The following is a 15,962-nucleotide window of genomic DNA, read 5'->3' as shown; positions in this document are numbered from 1 at the left end:
TCTTCCGGTGACGGCAGTACAAGCCATGTGGAATCAACGAACGACAGAGCCCGGTGTCACCCATCGGCTGGGCAGGCTCAGTGGGCCGTCCCACTTGGCCAAGGTGCACCCTGAGCGGTGGCGATGGACGCTGGAGGCATGAGGGCCCTGTGGTCCGGCGTGATCCAGTTCGGGCTGGTCGTGCTGCCCGTGAAGCTGTTCTCGGCGACCGAGGAACACAAAGTCCGGCTGCAGGAGATCCATGCCGCGGACAGCGGCAGGGTGCAGCACCGGCGGTTCTGTGAGGCCGAAGACCGTGAGATCCCGTACGAGGAGGTCGGGCGCGGCTGGGAGCTGCCCGACGGGCAGCTGGTGCCGCTGACCGATCAGGACCTGGAGCGTCTGCCCCTTGCGACCAGACACGTCGTGGAGGTACTCGGCTTCGTGCCTGGGCAGGACATCGACCCGATCTCGTACAGCAGGCCCTACTACGTCGGCCCACTTCTTCCCCTGGGACCGGCGGCGACCGCAGAAGACCGCCGAACGTGGCCATGCTCTGGGGACCATCCCCGCGGGCGCGGGGGCGACGGGATCAGGGCATGCCCGTGGCAAAGGTCGCCGAGGTGACGTTCACCAGCCCGGACCGGATCCGGGACGTGATCCACAACCTCAACGCCGACGGCTTCGACTCGCTCTACCCGAAGTACAAGGGCGGCCGACCGAGAACCTTCAGCATCCCGGGCCCGCAGGCGCCGCCGGCGACCACGGTGGCACGTGCCGCCGCTAAGCACCTTTATCCCATTCACGTGCGCCCGCTGCACGCATAATACCTGCTGCACCATCACCGGCCAGCAATGGGTGCACCAGCCGAACGTATTCGGCCTGACCCGCCAGGGACTTCTTCATCTGCTTCAGGCTACGCGCACTGTCCGAAAGCCCTCCACTTCTTTCTACGGCCCCCGACGCAACAGCCACCTTTTCAAGGTCCGCGCGAAGCTCCGCCGATCCCGCATCGAACACGACTTCACATTCCATCATGCCGTCCGATTTGTCAAAGAAGACAGAATACTTGACCCGCCCCCCTTTGTAGACGGATTTCGGTCCGACCACATCACTTTCGACTGGGCCAGCCAGTTGCAGGCTTGCCACCGTTTCTGCGTAGGCCGCACGGACCTCCATGAAGAAGACTTTTGCGACTGGAATCATCATTCCTCCTGGGCGAATACTTCAGTCGACATTATGGCCGAACCTTATACACTACCCAGTACTCTCCATCCTCCCGCCAAGAATACCCCTTATCCTTAAGGTACTTGAGCTCCCTTTGATAGGTGTTCCCTTTTTTATAGAGTGGGACATTCGGGTCGGTAACCAGGCGCACCGGAGTACCGCCCTCCAGGGCTTTATCTATAAAACGCTTGTTTCGAGTCCAGTTCCACCCCCCAACCCCCTTTCTCCCATCCGCCATTGTGCCGCGAATGTTCAGGAAGTCTGCGGTGTGATTGCCTCCGGGATTGTCCTCCATATATTTTTCGATCGCCCCCTTCGTGCCGAGGACAGTAGTACACGTTGAGTTGTGCACCAGTACTGCTGTTTTTCCAGCAAGTACATAGTAGGTGTGAACGTTCTCGATGGTGAGGTTATAGGTGCGCGTGTGCCTGCTGAAAGCGTGGTTGGCTGTGACGATGACAGTGGATCCATCGTTGCTCAGCAGGGTCATCCCGGGCTTAAGGTCGCCCGCTTCGATCCAGTGGTGCTCGGACGGCGACCAGAAGGGGTGTTCGTGCGTTGCTGTCAGCGATTCGATACCATCGACGGTGGCGATGGACAGCTTGTTGAAGTACTTGTCGCCTTGCGTTCGAATCAGACGGGTTACTTTTCGCGCCTTGGACTTGCCGGTTTCAGGGTCAGTCGCCTGTACTTTGTCTCCGAGCTTGACGTCTTCGATGTCCTTGGACGTACCGTCCGCCATGAGGACGTCCGTGCCGGCCAGGAAGCAGTTGCAGCCGTACTTGCCTCCGCCCATGCCGAGCGCGATGAGCCCTAGCGCTTCCTGCATGAGGTCGGACGTCAGCTTCTCGTTGCTGGCGTTCGACGCACAGCGTTTGGCGTGGTCTAGGCAGTAGGTAGCCGCGATGCGCTTGGCACCCTCGGTGTCACCGGTATCCAGGAGATACGCATACGCCTTCTGGCACCCGTCCCGGCCGTAGCAGGCCATGGAGAGGCGGTCACCTTCGCCGACGTGGGTATCCCAGAAGTCGCCTGTCCCGTTGCTTCCGTTGCTATAGGTGTAGTAGTACCGAATGAGAGTGTTTTGGTCGTCTGTCTTCGGCCCCAGGTCGATGAGGCGGCTTGCAATACCGTGTCCGCCGGTGTGACCGGAGCTGTTAGTGGATGCGGTGCCACCCGTCGGGACGACGCCGGTGATGTCGGCAGTTCCGTCATCTTTCGAGCCGTAGCAGTAGATGTCCGGGTCGCTGCACTTGTCTCCAGGGTGGCCGCACGTGAGACCGCCGCACGGGTCCAGGCCGGTGGGGTCGCTCTCGGTTACCGGAGTGTTGTTGGCGTAGCTGTAGCCGCTGAGAGACTGGACTTCGTCGACGGACAGTACGGGGTCAACGCTGAGAAACTGGCCGGTATCAGGGTCGTATTCACGGGCCCCTACGTGGGTCAGGCCAGTGGAAGTGTCCGCTGGCTTGCCCAGAAACCCCTTGTCGTCAGGCCAGTTGGTCGCCTTCTGCCCACGTTCTGCGCCGAATGGGCTGGTGTAGCGCTTGGTGACTGCGTAGGTAGTGGCCTCCAGGGACAGGGTGGAGGTGCCGTGGTGGTCGGCCGCCAGGAAGCTGAGTTTGGTAGTGCCGGCGGCCGCGGTGCGCACCGCGATGGTTTGGCCGTTGGCTGGGTAGTAGCGCGTGCCGGACAGAGTTTTGGCGGTGCCTTTGACTGTCAGGCGCACTTCGCTGGAGCCGAGGTACAGCACCGTGTCGCCGTCGCCCTTGGCGCGGCGGATCAGGAGATCGCCGTCCGCGTTGTAGAGGTATCCGGTGTCTGTTTTCGTGTCGGTGGTGGTGGCGAGTCTGCCGTCGCTGCTCCAGGTCAGGCTCTGTTGTCCTGCCGGGCCGGGGCGGGATTCAGTGTTGCCGGTTTTGTCGTATTCGTAGGTGTTGGTTTTGGGGCCGGTGGTGCTGGTCAGTGGGTGTGGCTGGCCGTTCGTGGTGCCGTATGTGTAGTTGGTGGTGGGGGCGCCGGTGCTGGTGTGTTGGGTTTCTGTTTTGCGCTGGCCGGCGTCGTTGTAGGTGTACGAACTCCAGTACAGGGCTTGACCGTCGATGTTGGACTGGGCACGGCCTGCGGCCGCGCAGTCTGCCGTCTTCGGAGTCCATGCTTCGGAGAGGCGGCTGTGGCCGTCGTAGGTGAAGCACTGGTAGTCCGGCTTCGTTGTGCCGCCTTGGGTGGTGGCGTCGAAGATCGAGGTGACGTTGCCTGCTTCGTCCTGGGTGAACTTGAGCTCTTGCGGCATGTAGCCGTGCACGTCGTCGGTGACGTAGGAGCGGGTCAGGCGATGGGTGCCGGGCTCGTAGTCGTTGGTGATGTAGGCGAGTTTCGCCGAGGAGGTGCCGTCGGTGCCCAGCCGGAGTTGTCTCAGGTCTCCTTGGGGGGAGAACAAGGCGCCTTGGAGATAGCCGGTTGCTCCGGTGGCTTTCACCTGTTGGCCTGTTGTGTTGTACGTGTACTGGATCGTCTCGGAGGCGAGGCCGCCCACGGCTGGCTGGGTGGCCTGTTTGACGGTGCCGTCCAGGTTGTAGCCGGTCGATGTGGCCAGAGTCTTCGGGACTCCTGCTTTGACGAGCGGGTCGCTGTCGGGCAGGGTCAGCTGGCTGGCGGTGACCTGGTACAGGCTGTCGTACGAGTTCACCTTCTGTGTGTAGGCGTTGCCGTTGATACCGCCGTCGTAGCGCACGGCGGTGTCCGACTGTCCCTTGGCAAGGGTGTCGAATGTCCAGGCTGCGAGCTTGTTGGCGTCTGTTCTTGAGGTCTGCCACAGGTCCGTCTTACGGTTCAGGACGTCGTAGCCGTAGAGAAGAGTCCTGTCTTCGGCGTCCTTGGTGTAGTCGACGCGGTCCAGTGCGTCATACTGCGTGACGGTCCTGCCCTTGTCAGGGTCTGTCGCGCTGGTCTGACGGCCGAATAGGTCGAATTCGTAGCTCCACTTCGACTGATCGGGGCCCGTGACGCTCTTCTGCTGCCCGCCGGGCGTGTAGGTGTAGTCGATTGTGGTGAAGTTGGTGCCGGTCGGCTCGGGGCCGCCGTACTCGCGGCGCTGGGTTGTCTGTCCGAGCGCATTGCTGACGACCGCGGCAGCCTGTCCGCCGCTCACACCGGAGGTGGCAACGGTGTCGCCGGTGTATGTGGTGTCCGTGGTCCAGGTGTGCAGGATCTTCTTGTCGGCAGTCGACAGGTCACGTGACGTGGTGGTCTGTGTGACGGGGCGAGCCGCGCCGTCGTAGACGGTGTCCGTCTGGATGGGGGCCTGGTCGCCGTCCGTCTGCACCGGTGTACCGGACGGAGCGGAGGTCTCGTCCCAGATGTCACCCTGTGTGCTGACGGCGAGACCTCGGTCGTCGTACAGGGTCAGGGAGATGTTCCGGCCACCGGTCGGTGCCGGTGTCTGGGCCTGGCGGGAGCGCAGCAGTGAGTCGTAGAAGGCGTAGGCGGTGTTGTAGCCGGCGCCGTCGCCGGTGAGGGTGCTGGTGGAGACCCAGGACATGGCTGAGCTGCTGAGCTTGTAGTCGTAGACATAGTTGGGCGTCTTGCCGAGGGAATGGGACCGGTTGGGCAGCCAGACCTTGGTGGTGCGTCCGAGGCTGTCGTACTCGGTTTCCGTGATCTTGTTGTTGGGGTCGGTGATCTTCAGCGGGGAGCCGGTGGCGAAGTCCACCGTGGTGGTGGTCTTGTATTGCTTGGCGTCAGTGACGCTGCTGGAGGTCAGGGGTCCGGAAGCTGTAGGGGTGTAGGCAGTAGCCAGGGTGGTAAGGCCGTTGGTGTCCGCAGCGGTGAGCGGGCGGCCGAGGCTGTCGTAGGTGGAACTGGCGGTCTTCTGCCATGCCGGGGTGTCGTCGCTGCCGTAGCTCTTGGCCCGGCCTGTCCACGTCACGTCGCCCTTGGTCGGCTTCTGCGCTGTGGACCACGAGGTCGCGGTGGTGTCGTCATAGGCGGCTGCGGTGTCTGTGATGACGTCGCCTGGTCGTCCGGCGTCGGAGGGGAGGTCTAGTGCGCTGTCGGTGACGGTGCAGGGCTTGGCGACTGTTCGGGCGCGTGAGGTGAGGGAGTTGATGCCCTTGTCGTCGTTGCGTGCGTACCAGGTCCGGGTGCATGTCTCATCGCCCTGGACGGCGTCGTCACCGTCGTCCTCGATGGTTTCGGCCATGCCGTAGTCGTCGTAGGTCGTCTTGACCGTGCGCACCCGGTCGTACGGGGTGAGCTTGCTTGTGATGTTGGTGCGGGCGTGTGTCGCGGCGGGGCGCACGTAGTAGGCCTCGGTGTCCGCGTACGACTTGTGCTGGGTTGCTGTCTTCTTCGACCAGGGATCGGTGATCTGTCCGGAGATCTCGTCGGTTCCGTTGTAGGTGACGGACTCGCGGGTGAAGCCGGCGTACTGGTCGGAGTCGGTGACTTCGCCGGCCTTCATGCCGGTGACCTTGACTGTGCTGCGTTTGTCCGGGTCGGGGCTCTTGCCGTCCGTGCCGAGTACACGGTCGCCGTTCATGCCTCGCAGGTAGACGGTGACCGTCTTGGACTGAGTGTGCCCGGCAAGGCCGGCGAGGTGGGTGACCTTGCCGTAGCCCCGCCATATGGACCAGGTGCGCTCCTTGGCAGGAGTCATCGGGTCGTCGTTGTAGTGCCAGGCTCCGCCGCCGGAGTACTGGTATGTGTCCTGTACTGCTTCCGAGCCGCCGGTCTGGTCCGAGGTGGACACGGACGTGACGGGGTACTTCTGGAACCAGTCCAGGACCGGGTCTTTCTCGCCGTTGGGTGACCAGTACACCGGGTAGCAGCGCTTGGTGTTCTCGTCCAGTTTCGGTTTGGCCCCGCCCGCGGCGCACTCCTGGTCCGCGTAGTTGACCGTTGTGACTGCGCCTGCCTCGGATGTGATCGTGTACAGGCGAGGTCTGTTCAGTGGGAGGATGTTGTCGGCCGTGCCGTCGACCCGGTTTGGGCGCATGACGTGTGTGAACTTCACCGGGTCCAGGGCCAGGTCGGTGCCTCGCTTGCCGGTGTGCTTGATCTCGTCCAGCCACAGTGACTGGTCCGAGGAGTCACCGGTGTCACCGGGGTCGAGGTACTGCTGCTTGAGGGACCATGCGTCAGCGGCTGAGAATCCGGGGGTGGCTGCGGCCGCGTCCCAGGCGTAGGTGGTGATGTCGGTCAGGCGCTTGCGGGTGAAGAACGACGGCCCGTTCATGCCTGTGCATTTGTCACCGTCTTTGCACACGGTGTCGAAGGGGACGTCGGGCCAGTTGTCGCGGGTGTCCTCAGTCAGCGAGTCACAGCCGGTGCCGGCTGCCAGGCAACGTTCGGCGTAGGTGAAGGTCACTTTGTCCGAGGCGGCTGGCGTGGCGGAGAAGAGGGAGTTGGCGCGCTGGCCGTAGCGGATTTCCTTGAGGTAGCCGCCGCGGGTGTAGTCGGTGCCGGTGTTGTCGTCTCCGAGCTTGTCGTAGTTGTTGTGCTCGGCGGTGTACCAGTAGGACATGGCGTTGTCGTGGGTGTCCTGGACCATGTCGAGGTTCCAGCGCCAGGCCTGATTCTTGTCCCGGTCGGAGAAGCTGGTGCCGTCCGCGTAGCCCGGCTCGCCGGAGTCGTCTCCGAAGACCGGGACGGTCCATACCGAGTCGGTGCGGTCAGCTGTGCCGGCGCCGTCCAGCTTGTTCAGACCGAAGGTGTAGACGGTGCCGTCGCCGGCGGTGACGGTCCAGTATTCGCCGTTGTCGTCGCCGTTTTCTGCGCCGGTGGAGTGGGTGACGGTGCTGGCGTCGTCGTTCTTGAGCCGCCACTTTCCGCTGGTGTCGTCCTTGACGAGTTCGGTCGCTTTGCCGTTGAGGACGAGTGAGGCGTTGTCGTATTTCCAGCACAGGTCGTACTTGCCGTCCTGCCCGTCGTCGTCACAGGAGCCGTACTTGCGTTCAATGTAGGACGACGTGAGGCTGAAGCCTGTGCCGATGCTGGTGCCCTGGTTGTTCGTTGAGGCTGTCTGCCCGTCGATCGCGCCGGAGTCGTAGGCGATCGACAGGTCTGGTTTGGGGCCGGCCGCGGCTGGGGGCATGCGCAGGGGGTAGGACCAGGTGAAGCTGCCGGAGGAGCCGCCCGCTTCCCAGGTGGAAGCTGCGGACAGTGGTGTGGCTTTGTAGTCGCCGGATCCGGACTGGGTGGATGCGACCGCGGCCAGAGTCATGGGTGCCCCGCTGGCGGGGAGTGCCAGGGGGGCCGAAAGGCTCTGCTCTGTGCGGTGGTTAGTGAAGTCGAGGGGTACGCGGGTGTGGCAGGTCGTCGGGGAGGGGCAGTTGGTCAGGCGCACCAGTTGTAGTCGCCCGGACCAGTCGCCGCCGTAGGCGGCGGCGAACGCGGAGTAGTTCAGGGCAAAGCGGGCCTTGCCGCCGCCCTTGGGCCCGCTGACCTGGAGGGCGACGCCCTTGACGCCCAGTTTGCCGGCGCTCTTGTGGTCCAGGACCTTGACCGTGAGTGACTGTGCCGCCTTGCCTGTGCGGGGCGGCGAGACACTGAGGGGAAGCGAGCCTGGCGTGGCTCTGGCTGTGCCTTTCGCCGGCACGTTCAGCCTGGCGGTAGCGTGTGCCGGCCAGGTGACGCGGCGGTGCTGGTCGGTGGCAGCACGCGCTGCGGAGGCGCGGTCAGCCTCGTCTGCCTTCTTGACCCGGGCGGCGGTCTTTTTGGTGTTCTGGGCGGTGAAGGGCGAGACCTTGGCTGACGGCGCTGCCTTCAGGTGCGGCTGGCCCAGTGGCCCGGTGTCCGCGGCGAAGGCGACAGGGGTCAGCGTCCCCGACAGGAGGGCGAGGCCCACAGTGGCGGCAAGCCGCCGTCCCCATCTGCTGCCCAGTGTGGTGCCTGGTGCAAACCTCATGTTCCCCGCTCCCCTAAGCACCGCCACCTGGGGGTGCCGAACGCCCAGCCGTGCTTGTGCACCTGGGTAGTGGATGTGTGAATCGGCATTTGTGCCGGGCCGGGCGGCAGAAGCAAGCTGCCACCCGGCCGGGTTCGCCTACTCGTCGCCTGGTGCGCCCAGCGCCTTGGAGCGGACCTGGTCGGCGGTCATCGCACCGGCCCACACCCGTACCTCGTCGAGAGAGGCGGGCAGGTAGTGTCCGCCGGCGCCGCCGGCGGGGCCGCGGCCCGCGGCGATCTCGCCACCGCCCTGCTCCAGTGCAGTGAAGGCGGCGCCGCCCTCCTGGGCCTGCTCGGACTCACTGACATACAAGTGGGTGTTGCCGTAGCCGCCGCCGACGTCCTCGGTAGCGTCGTAGACGCCGGTCACCTGGACCCAGGTGTCCATCTCGGCCGAGGTCTCGGAGGGGACCGATGCGCTGGCGAGGACCTTGCCTGTGGCGTCGGTGGCGGTACGGCCGAAGCGCCACAAATAGCCATCGTCAGAGACCTTCTCCACCCACAGGGCCCAGGAGGACTCCTTGCCATCCGGGGTGGCCTGCCCGAAGACCTGCGCCCGGTCGCCGACCTTCAGTGCGGCGAATTTGGCCCCGTCCAGCTTGACGTCGGCGGTCACCGTGAAGGATCCCGTCTCGTCCACGGCCGGCCCTGTGGTGGCCATGTAGCCGGAGGTGCCGTCCAGTTCGAGCTCATTGTCATCCGGGTCGGCGCTCGCCCCGGTAGCGGAGATGTCCATCGAACCGAGTGCGTATGACGTGAACTCGGCGACCTTGCCGTTCTCCGCAGTGGCGGAGTCCCAGTAGGCGACCAGTTCGGTGGCCGGGACGCTGTCGGTCTCCAGACGGGCGCCCTGACGGATCTCGTCCGCGGTCAGCGCCCGCTGCCACAGGCTGAGTTCGTCCACCCGGCCCTGGAAGTACTCGCCGTAGGAGCCGCCAACCTTGGAGCGACCCATCAGCAGACCTTCGGTCGACGTCCAGGGCATGTAGGCGGTGGAGGTGGCGTACAGCTTGACGGGCTGGCCCTGCGGGCGGCCGTTGACGAACAGCTGGATGGTGTCGTTGGTCTTGTCAGTGTCGCCCTTGGTGTCGAAGACCCCTGCGAGGTGGGTCCACACTTCCTTGGTGGGGCTGGCGATGTCGGCCATGGAGCGGATGTAGACGGGGCTGGTCTTCACGTCGGCTGCAGTGCGGTTGAAGATCCACTTTTTGTAGGTCGAGGAGTAGTACAGCGTGAACGCCGAACCATTCGTACCGGGGGCGGCTGCGACGACTCGGTTCGCCGAATCATCCGTTAGCAGCGCCCAGGTGGATAGAGTGAAGGAGTCTCCGGTGTTCACCGCGGGTGCGGTCGTAGAGGCGTAGCCCGTCTGCTTGGCCGTGTCGCTCACGTCGTCGTTGAGGCGCAGGGAGTAATCGTTCGTGCCGCGCCGGCCCAGCACTGACCAGGAGGCGGCGGTGCCGTCAGTCTGCGGATGCAGCGTGGCATCGTGCCGTGTGCCCTCGCTCGCGCTGTCCTTGGCGGTGGTCACCGTGGATCCCGGTGCGGCGTCATCGAAGTGCCAGGTGCCGATGGGGCCTGCTGCGGGGGCGACCTTGAAGGCGAACTCGCTGGGCGTGCCCCAGCGCTCGCGGACGTCCTTGGCCTCGACGGTGAGTACCTGTAGGCCGGACAAGGAGGGCACTGGGTTGATGGTGATGGTCGAGCCGGTGGTTGTCGTGGCGCTCTTCTGCGTCAGCAGGCGCCACCGGTAGGCGGTGACGTCCGTGTCCGCGGCGTTCGGCTTGATCTGGAAGGCGCCCGCGATGCCCGGTCCGCCCTTGCCCTCGCAGAGATCGGCGCTGCACTCGGTGTAGGTGCCGGTCGGGGTGATCTGCGGGGCCTTGGGCGCCGTAGAGTCGATCTTGAAGTAGCACCAGGAGGAGTACGACGACCACAGGTCACCGGACTTCGTGCCGTACGTCCAGTGCGACTGGGTGCGCGCCCTCATCCGGTACAGACCGCCGTCGGCCCGGTTGTCCATCCGCGCGCTCTGCAGGGTGCCGTCCTTGACCCAGCCGGGTTTGGGCCGGTAATCAGACCAAACCTGGTGCCAGTCGGCATCGTCGCCCCGCTGGACGACGAACTCCGCCTGCAGCTCCCCCTTCTCCTCGTCGGCCTTCGGCTTGACCTGCGTCTGGACCCGTGCCTGCGCCATCGGGTCCAGACGGGTGACGATGGTCGGGCTCGAAGAGGACTTGGCGCAGTAGGCGGTACTCCCATTGCCCGGGATCAGGCCCACCGAGGACGGGGTGCCCGGCTTTGGCACGTAGATCACCTGGAGTTCGGCGTTGTCATCGAACCGCTTCCAGGCGGCCGGGTCGCCCTCATCGTGAGCGCGCAGCATCAAAGTCAGGGCGCTGAACTTGCCCGAGGCGAGGTTGCGTACGGACGAGGTGAGGTTCTCATCCGGCTCGTCCGGGTTGTCGTTGAACTCGATCCACTCATCCGGCTGGTCGGGACTGCACAAGTCCCCGCGGCCCGCCGAGACGTACCGGTCGCCCATCTGATCCCGCTGCGTGGGGCCCGGCCACTTTTTAGTCTTGGAAATGTTGTCCGTACGCTCCAGGTCCACCCACTTCGCATCGCAGGTGAACGACCAGGTCTCCTTCGCCCGGAAGGTAGCGTCGATGACCTGCTTGCCGGACAACTTCGAGGGGCCGAACTCGAAGTACATCCGGTTGGTGTGGTCCTTGTCGCAGTAATACGGGCCGAGCCGGCTGCAGTTGCCGACCCCCATGTCACCGTCGAACTGCCAGAACACGTCAGTGTCATCGGAGAGCACGGTGCGCTCCGAAGCGCCCAAACCGATGGAGGGGTCGATGCGCACCGGGTAGACGGTGTCCTTGCCACGCAGCAGCTTCAGGTCCGGCTTCACGCTAATGGCACCGGGCTCGACTGTGACCGGCATCCTGGCGCTGGAATCGCCTGCGCTCGGCTGCGTGCGGTTCTGCTCGGCGGGTGCTCCGGGTTCGGCCGCAGGCGCGGGCGCGGTCCTGGCGCTCGGCTCGGTAGCGGATGCCTTGTCGCTGGCCGCGTCCCACATCACTCCGGCCGGCCCCTTGAAGACGTCGTTGCCGTCCTCGTCGACGGCCCGGAAGCCGCCGTCCCTGCCGGGGATGACCTGCAGCCCATTCCCCTGGATGGTGAGCTTGACCTCGTCGAGCCTCGTATTTGCCGCTGCCTGGGGCGACTTGACGACAAGCACCTCGCGGTAGCCCTCGGCTGTGGCGGTCAGCTCGAGGTCAACGCCCTTGAAGATCTCCGGGTATGTGGCCGTGGCGCCGTCCAGGTGTGGCTCCGGTAGACGGTCCGGCCAACCGAGTTTCAGTGCGCCCCGCTCGTTGCCGACGCGGATGAGGTTTTTGCCGCTGCCTCCGCCGGAGAACGCCAGGTCAACCACTGCGGATCTGGGTCCGACGCTGCCGTCCGGACGGCGTTCCAGGGTGATATCGATGTCCCGCCAGCTGCCGTCGTGTGCCTTTGCCCGCTGCGGAGTCGTCGACTGCGTCAGGGTGTAGGTGCCGTCCGGGTTCGCCATGGTCTGCGTGTAGGCACTCCGCTCGGACACCACCTCGACCGGTTTTCCGGTGGCTGCTGCCCGCGCAGAGGCTGACCGCGGCGAATCCACGTTCGCGATCTTCGCAGCCGCAGATGCCACAGACATTCCCAAAACAGGCACGAATGAAGCCAGCACAGCGCCAGTCGTGACCAGAGTTGTCGCGCGTAGACCACTCGATCTTCGCCATGCGCCGTCACGGCGTTTCCACCTTGCTGAAACCACAGCCCCACCCCAGGTTCACAAGTTCCACACAGGAAGCAACATGGAGCTAACTGCCAGTGACAGGCCACCAACAACCAAGAGACAGTAAAGGAAGGCGAGTTGGCCATCTCTGGCCTGCGCCGACTGGGAGTGGTCTAGACCCAAAGTCGGCGGAAGTGCTCATCATCGACCCAACTCCCCGAATGGAATCGACCATGCAGTCGCCAATTGAAGCCGTGCCAAGATGACCGCCGACCTAGTCCGCCGGTCATCTCGATGGGCTGGCGACAACCGCAGGCAGGGGCATTCGGCACGTGCGCTCTGGCGGAGCCGGTACACCATCAGTTACTGCAGCAAATATTCGCATCGCCGCACGGGGGTATCTCAGATATGCGAGACAAAACCATCCCGACCAACCGGATAAGCGAGTCTGCCGCTCCCGGGCGTGGGCTTGCCCAGGAAGAAGATCAGCCCGGAGAGCCGCTACTGGCTGGAACTGAACAGCGCCGAACACGCGGCACGACCATCCTGAAGGGACTCTTCTGGCTGCTCGCCGGTGCGCTGTGCAGCCTGGTCGCAGTACTAGCCTGGGCGGTGACCACAATGGGTGGTGGCTGGTATCTGCTGGCCAGCGCCGTCTTCCTCTGCGGCCCCGTCCCTGTTTTCCACTTCCTCACCAGACGCCGCGAGAGGTGACATCACTGCCGCCGAAACAGCCAGACAGCACCTTCACTGCAGCTACCACGGAGTTCGGGGCGGGTGGCTCCCAGCAGAGGCTGCTCACGGGGAGAGCGAACAGACCAGTCGCGTGCGATGCGTGGGGGAACGTCTGACGCTGCCGCTCACCCGGCGGGCCTGGTCCGAGCGCCTGGAACTCGCGGGCCGGCTCCAGGCCGCGGACGAACTGTCCGTGCACTCCCCCGGAGGGCGTCTGTACGCGCAGCGTGTTCTCGTCGTCGGCCGGGTTGGGTTCGTTGCGGAGCGCAGCCAGGAGCGCGAGGGTGTCGAACCCGGTAGCGAGGCCTGCAAGATTGACGTGGGGACCGATCGGGACACCGGGCAGGAGGCGGCCCCGGTCGGGGACCTGCACGGAATGGGCGTCCACGTCCAGGACGACGAGGTCAGCTGGGCGCAGGAGACACCAACGCCGCCATCGAGCGGCCGCCCCCGCCCCGCCGCCGGTCACCTCCAAGCATCCGGCGGCGGGAGTCTTCAGTCGGCCTGCGTCTCGCCGGGCCTACTCGGCCAGCTCGTGCCGACGCGGAAGCCGTTGCGGAGCTCGCCGCTGTAGAAGTGCCGGTGCTCGCCGTGGTGGCCGGCCGAGAGGGTGCAGCGCCGTGTTCCTTCGGGCTGGCGGATGAAGCAGATGCTGGGGATCTCGATGTGCTCGGCTGTGGCGGTGCGCTTCGGGCTCATCGGCCGTCTCCCGCGAACTGTTCGAGGCCGAGCAGTGCGCGCCCCAGTGCGCTCACCGTGAGGGACGCAGCGAGGCAACTCGGGCTCAAACCGTCACACAGGATCGCTTCCGCCTCGTCCACGGCGCGCTCCCGTGATGCGCGCTCCGGCCCGCCGGGCGTGTCCTCGACCTGAGCGGCCACGACCGGCAGCCGTACCTGGATCATCTGCCGTGCCGCCGCGTACAGATACCGCAGCCGGTCAGGGCCGGGGTAGTCACGCGGCGCGGATAGCGCCGCCCTGATCACCTCGTCTGCCGTGGGCGCCGGCAACGCAGTGCCTGTGAGAACCGTCATCCGAACGCCTCCGCAAGGATGCGGGGCCCGCCGGGGCCGAGCGCGGAGGCGAGATGCACGGGGTCGGTGAGCCGACCGCGGCCGTCGGGCGCGTGGAACCAGAACCGGCCGGCCGCGGGGCGCAGCGTGGGCGGGCAGTGCAGGGGCCAGCCGGCCGGGTGCACGGTGAGGAGGCGGACGTCGGCCAGCTCCTCGGCGGCGTCCGGGGCGACCAGCCACCATGCGGTGTCGAGGTCGGGGTCGAGGAGGAGCGGCCCGCGGTGTCGTTGCGGGATGCGTCTGAGTGCCTTGAGGGCGACGCTGAGCTGTGCCTGTGCGGCGAGCCAGTGGGTGCAGTGGATCGGCGCGAGGCCGTCCATGTCCCATACCTCGAAAGTGAGTTCTGGGCGTCGGGTGCAGTTGGCGAGCCAGGTGTCACCTGCCTCCCGCGCGGGTGTGGTGGTGCGCGTAGGTGCGGCCATGACCAGGACCGTAGGAGAGCGCCCGGCACCTGCGTTGATCGATTGCGCGGGATTGCGTGAGCCCGATCCGCGCTTGCAGCGGATTGCTTACGGGGATTCCAGCGAGGCCCGAGCCCGCCCGATGAGGCGTCGCGCATCGCGGCCGTAGGCCGCAGCTTCGGTGAGCCAGTCCCACGCCCGCTCATAGAGACTGATGTCCGCGCTGCCGTCGAGCCACAGTTCCTCGCTGATCGTCTCGACGATGACGAGGCGCCGGTCATAGATCCAGAAGCCGTGCGCCGGGGTACGCCGGAGCTGCGCTCCCAGAGGGATCACACCGAGCTCGACGGACGCCATCCCGATGAGGTTGTACAGCCGGTCGAGCTGGGCGGCCATCACCTCCAGCGAGCACAGCCGCATGAACAGGGCGCCCTCGGAGACGAAGAAGGTGAACGACTTCCCCGGCTCGTACAGCGCCTCCTGCCGCCGGATGCGGGTTGCGACCGCCTCATCGATCGACCGTGGGATCTGCCGGAACTCGGCGTTCGCCTCGAACACGGAGCGCGCGTACTCCGGGGTCTGCAACAGACCGGGTATGCGGGCGACTTCGAACGCCCGGATGTCCCGCGTGGCGGACGTCTCGGCGATCGCGAGTTCCTGCCTCGCGTGCTGGCCGGCCGACAGCGTGCGCCGCAGCGAGCGGTGTTTCATCTCCAGGCCGGCGAGCAGCCCGTGCAGTTCATGGGCGACGTCCGGCCTGCCGACTCCCTCGGCCCACGCAGTGAGGTCCTCGGTGCTGGGGGTCTGCTTGCCGCCCTGTAGGCGGGAGACCTTCGAGGGCTGCCAGCCCAGTTGCGCGGCGAGGTCTTTGCCCTCCAGACAGGCATCGGCGCGCAGCTCACGCAGCCGCACGCCGAGGGCCTCTCGTGCCGTTTGAAAGTCCGTGCTCACACGGTGGAACGTACCTGCCCAACGACGTCTTCGGTACGGGTGGCGTGGTGCCATGCGGCATCACGGGCCTGGCAGGCGGCGAGGACTTCGGCGGGGTCCTCAGTGACGTACACACCAAGGGTGGTGTCGTCCTCGTCGAACGCGAAGCGGGCGACGACGCGGGAGTCGAAGAGCCAGAAGTCGTAGTCCGGCAGCCGCAGACGTTCGGCCTCGGTGCGGGTCAAGTGGCGGATGTCCTCGCCCGCGGCGACGTTCCCGAGTCCGCTGGCGAGGAGGAACTCCTGGCCCTGCGTGGCGGGCTCGTCGAGGAGACGGACGCGCTCGAAGCGCTTGCCCTGCGCGGTCTGGGCCCGGACGTTCTCGCGCCACGAGTTGTCCGGGTCCTGCGTGATGTCCTCGCCCGCGATGAAGCGCGCCCACTTGGGGCTGTTGCGGTCGGAGGCGTAGCCGCGGCGGGTCTCCAGACGCCACGCAGTGTGGCGGAACTCGCGGAAGAGCGGGGCGATGTCGGAGAACGGCACCAGCTCGGGCGCAGGGGTGCGAGGGGCGTAGCGGGTGAGGAGCGAGCGGGGTACGCGGACGAACGTCTCACTTGGCTTCACGTCGCGGAGGGCAACGAGGTGCTGGGGGTCGGTCTCGCGGTCGCCTTGCACGAGGTACTCGTCGGTCTCGGGGATCTCGTACAGGGTGGGGCAGTCGCCGTCGTCGCTGGTGGTGCCGATGAACCGCAGCGTCATATCGTCCTCCGTCTGCGCCGGTTGGGTGTCCAGCATGCGGCGCCGGCCTGCCGGGCGGGGAGTGATTGCCGCGGATTGCCCAGTGCGCTCAGCTACCCGTTCGCTGCGCGCAATCAGCGCAGCAACGCGC

At 65.8% G+C, this 15,962-nt stretch carries 10 protein-coding genes and 1 pseudogene; 2 read left to right on the top strand and 9 right to left on the bottom strand.

What is annotated here, in order from left to right:
• Positions 1–123 precede the first annotated feature (123 nt).
• Together AC07EJ_RS27810 and AC07EJ_RS27805 are read left to right on the top strand one after the other, a co-directional pair.
• On the top strand, positions 124–606 hold the full coding sequence (locus AC07EJ_RS27810) for a Ku protein (RefSeq protein WP_478885265.1): 483 nt from the start codon (positions 124–126) through the stop codon (positions 604–606).
• Positions 579–806, top strand: a complete 228-nt coding sequence (locus AC07EJ_RS27805) for a hypothetical protein (protein ID WP_478885267.1) — start codon at positions 579–581, stop codon at positions 804–806. Before AC07EJ_RS27810 ends, AC07EJ_RS27805 begins: the two co-directional genes overlap by 28 nt.
• Here the strand turns inward: AC07EJ_RS27805 and AC07EJ_RS27800 are convergent.
• From AC07EJ_RS27800 to AC07EJ_RS27760, 9 genes and pseudogenes are all read right to left on the bottom strand, one after another.
• Positions 763–1,188 (bottom strand): hypothetical protein, encoded by a 426-nt coding sequence (locus AC07EJ_RS27800; RefSeq protein ID WP_478885243.1) that lies wholly within the window; start codon positions 1,186–1,188, stop codon positions 763–765. The two genes, AC07EJ_RS27805 and AC07EJ_RS27800, sit on opposite strands and share 44 nt — an antisense overlap.
• Positions 1,189–1,216: 28 nt before the next feature.
• Positions 1,217–8,110 (bottom strand): polymorphic toxin-type HINT domain-containing protein, encoded by a 6,894-nt coding sequence (locus AC07EJ_RS27795; RefSeq protein ID WP_478885242.1) that lies wholly within the window; start codon positions 8,108–8,110, stop codon positions 1,217–1,219.
• Between the two features lie 138 nt (positions 8,111–8,248).
• Positions 8,249–11,731 carry a laminin G domain-containing protein gene (locus AC07EJ_RS27790; RefSeq protein WP_478885241.1) on the bottom strand — a complete coding sequence of 1,161 codons (3,483 nt, stop codon included), beginning with the start codon at positions 11,729–11,731 and terminating at the stop codon, positions 8,249–8,251.
• 1,132 nt (positions 11,732–12,863) lie between these two features.
• Positions 12,864–13,102 (bottom strand): annotated as a pseudogene (locus AC07EJ_RS27785) (bifunctional DNA primase/polymerase); the annotation flags it as partial.
• Between the two features lie 63 nt (positions 13,103–13,165).
• On the bottom strand, positions 13,166–13,369 hold the full coding sequence (locus tag AC07EJ_RS27780) for a hypothetical protein (protein ID WP_478885240.1): 204 nt from the start codon (positions 13,367–13,369) through the stop codon (positions 13,166–13,168).
• The gene (locus AC07EJ_RS27775; protein WP_478885239.1) at positions 13,366–13,704 is read right to left on the bottom strand and encodes a DUF6415 family natural product biosynthesis protein; all 339 of its coding nucleotides are present in this window, start codon (positions 13,702–13,704) and stop codon (positions 13,366–13,368) included. The genes AC07EJ_RS27780 and AC07EJ_RS27775 overlap by 4 nt, the downstream gene beginning before the upstream one ends.
• Complete coding sequence (locus AC07EJ_RS27770; RefSeq protein ID WP_478885238.1) at positions 13,701–14,165, bottom strand: hypothetical protein; 465 nt, start codon at positions 14,163–14,165, stop codon at positions 13,701–13,703. Before AC07EJ_RS27770 ends, AC07EJ_RS27775 begins: the two co-directional genes overlap by 4 nt.
• 87 nt (positions 14,166–14,252) lie before the next feature.
• Entirely contained in the window at positions 14,253–15,095 is an 843-nt protein-coding gene (locus AC07EJ_RS27765; RefSeq protein WP_478885237.1) for a helix-turn-helix domain-containing protein, read from the bottom strand.
• A complete protein-coding gene (locus tag AC07EJ_RS27760; protein WP_478885264.1) occupies positions 15,092–15,832 on the bottom strand; it encodes a DUF6879 family protein in 741 nt (246 codons plus the stop codon). The genes AC07EJ_RS27765 and AC07EJ_RS27760 overlap by 4 nt, the downstream gene beginning before the upstream one ends.
• Between the last annotated feature and the right edge of the window lie 130 nt (positions 15,833–15,962).

This window comes from Streptomyces sp. NPDC045026, assembly GCF_056432625.1.
The sequence above is the reverse complement of the archived record's forward strand: the minus strand, read 5'-3'. Positions and strand labels throughout refer to the sequence as shown.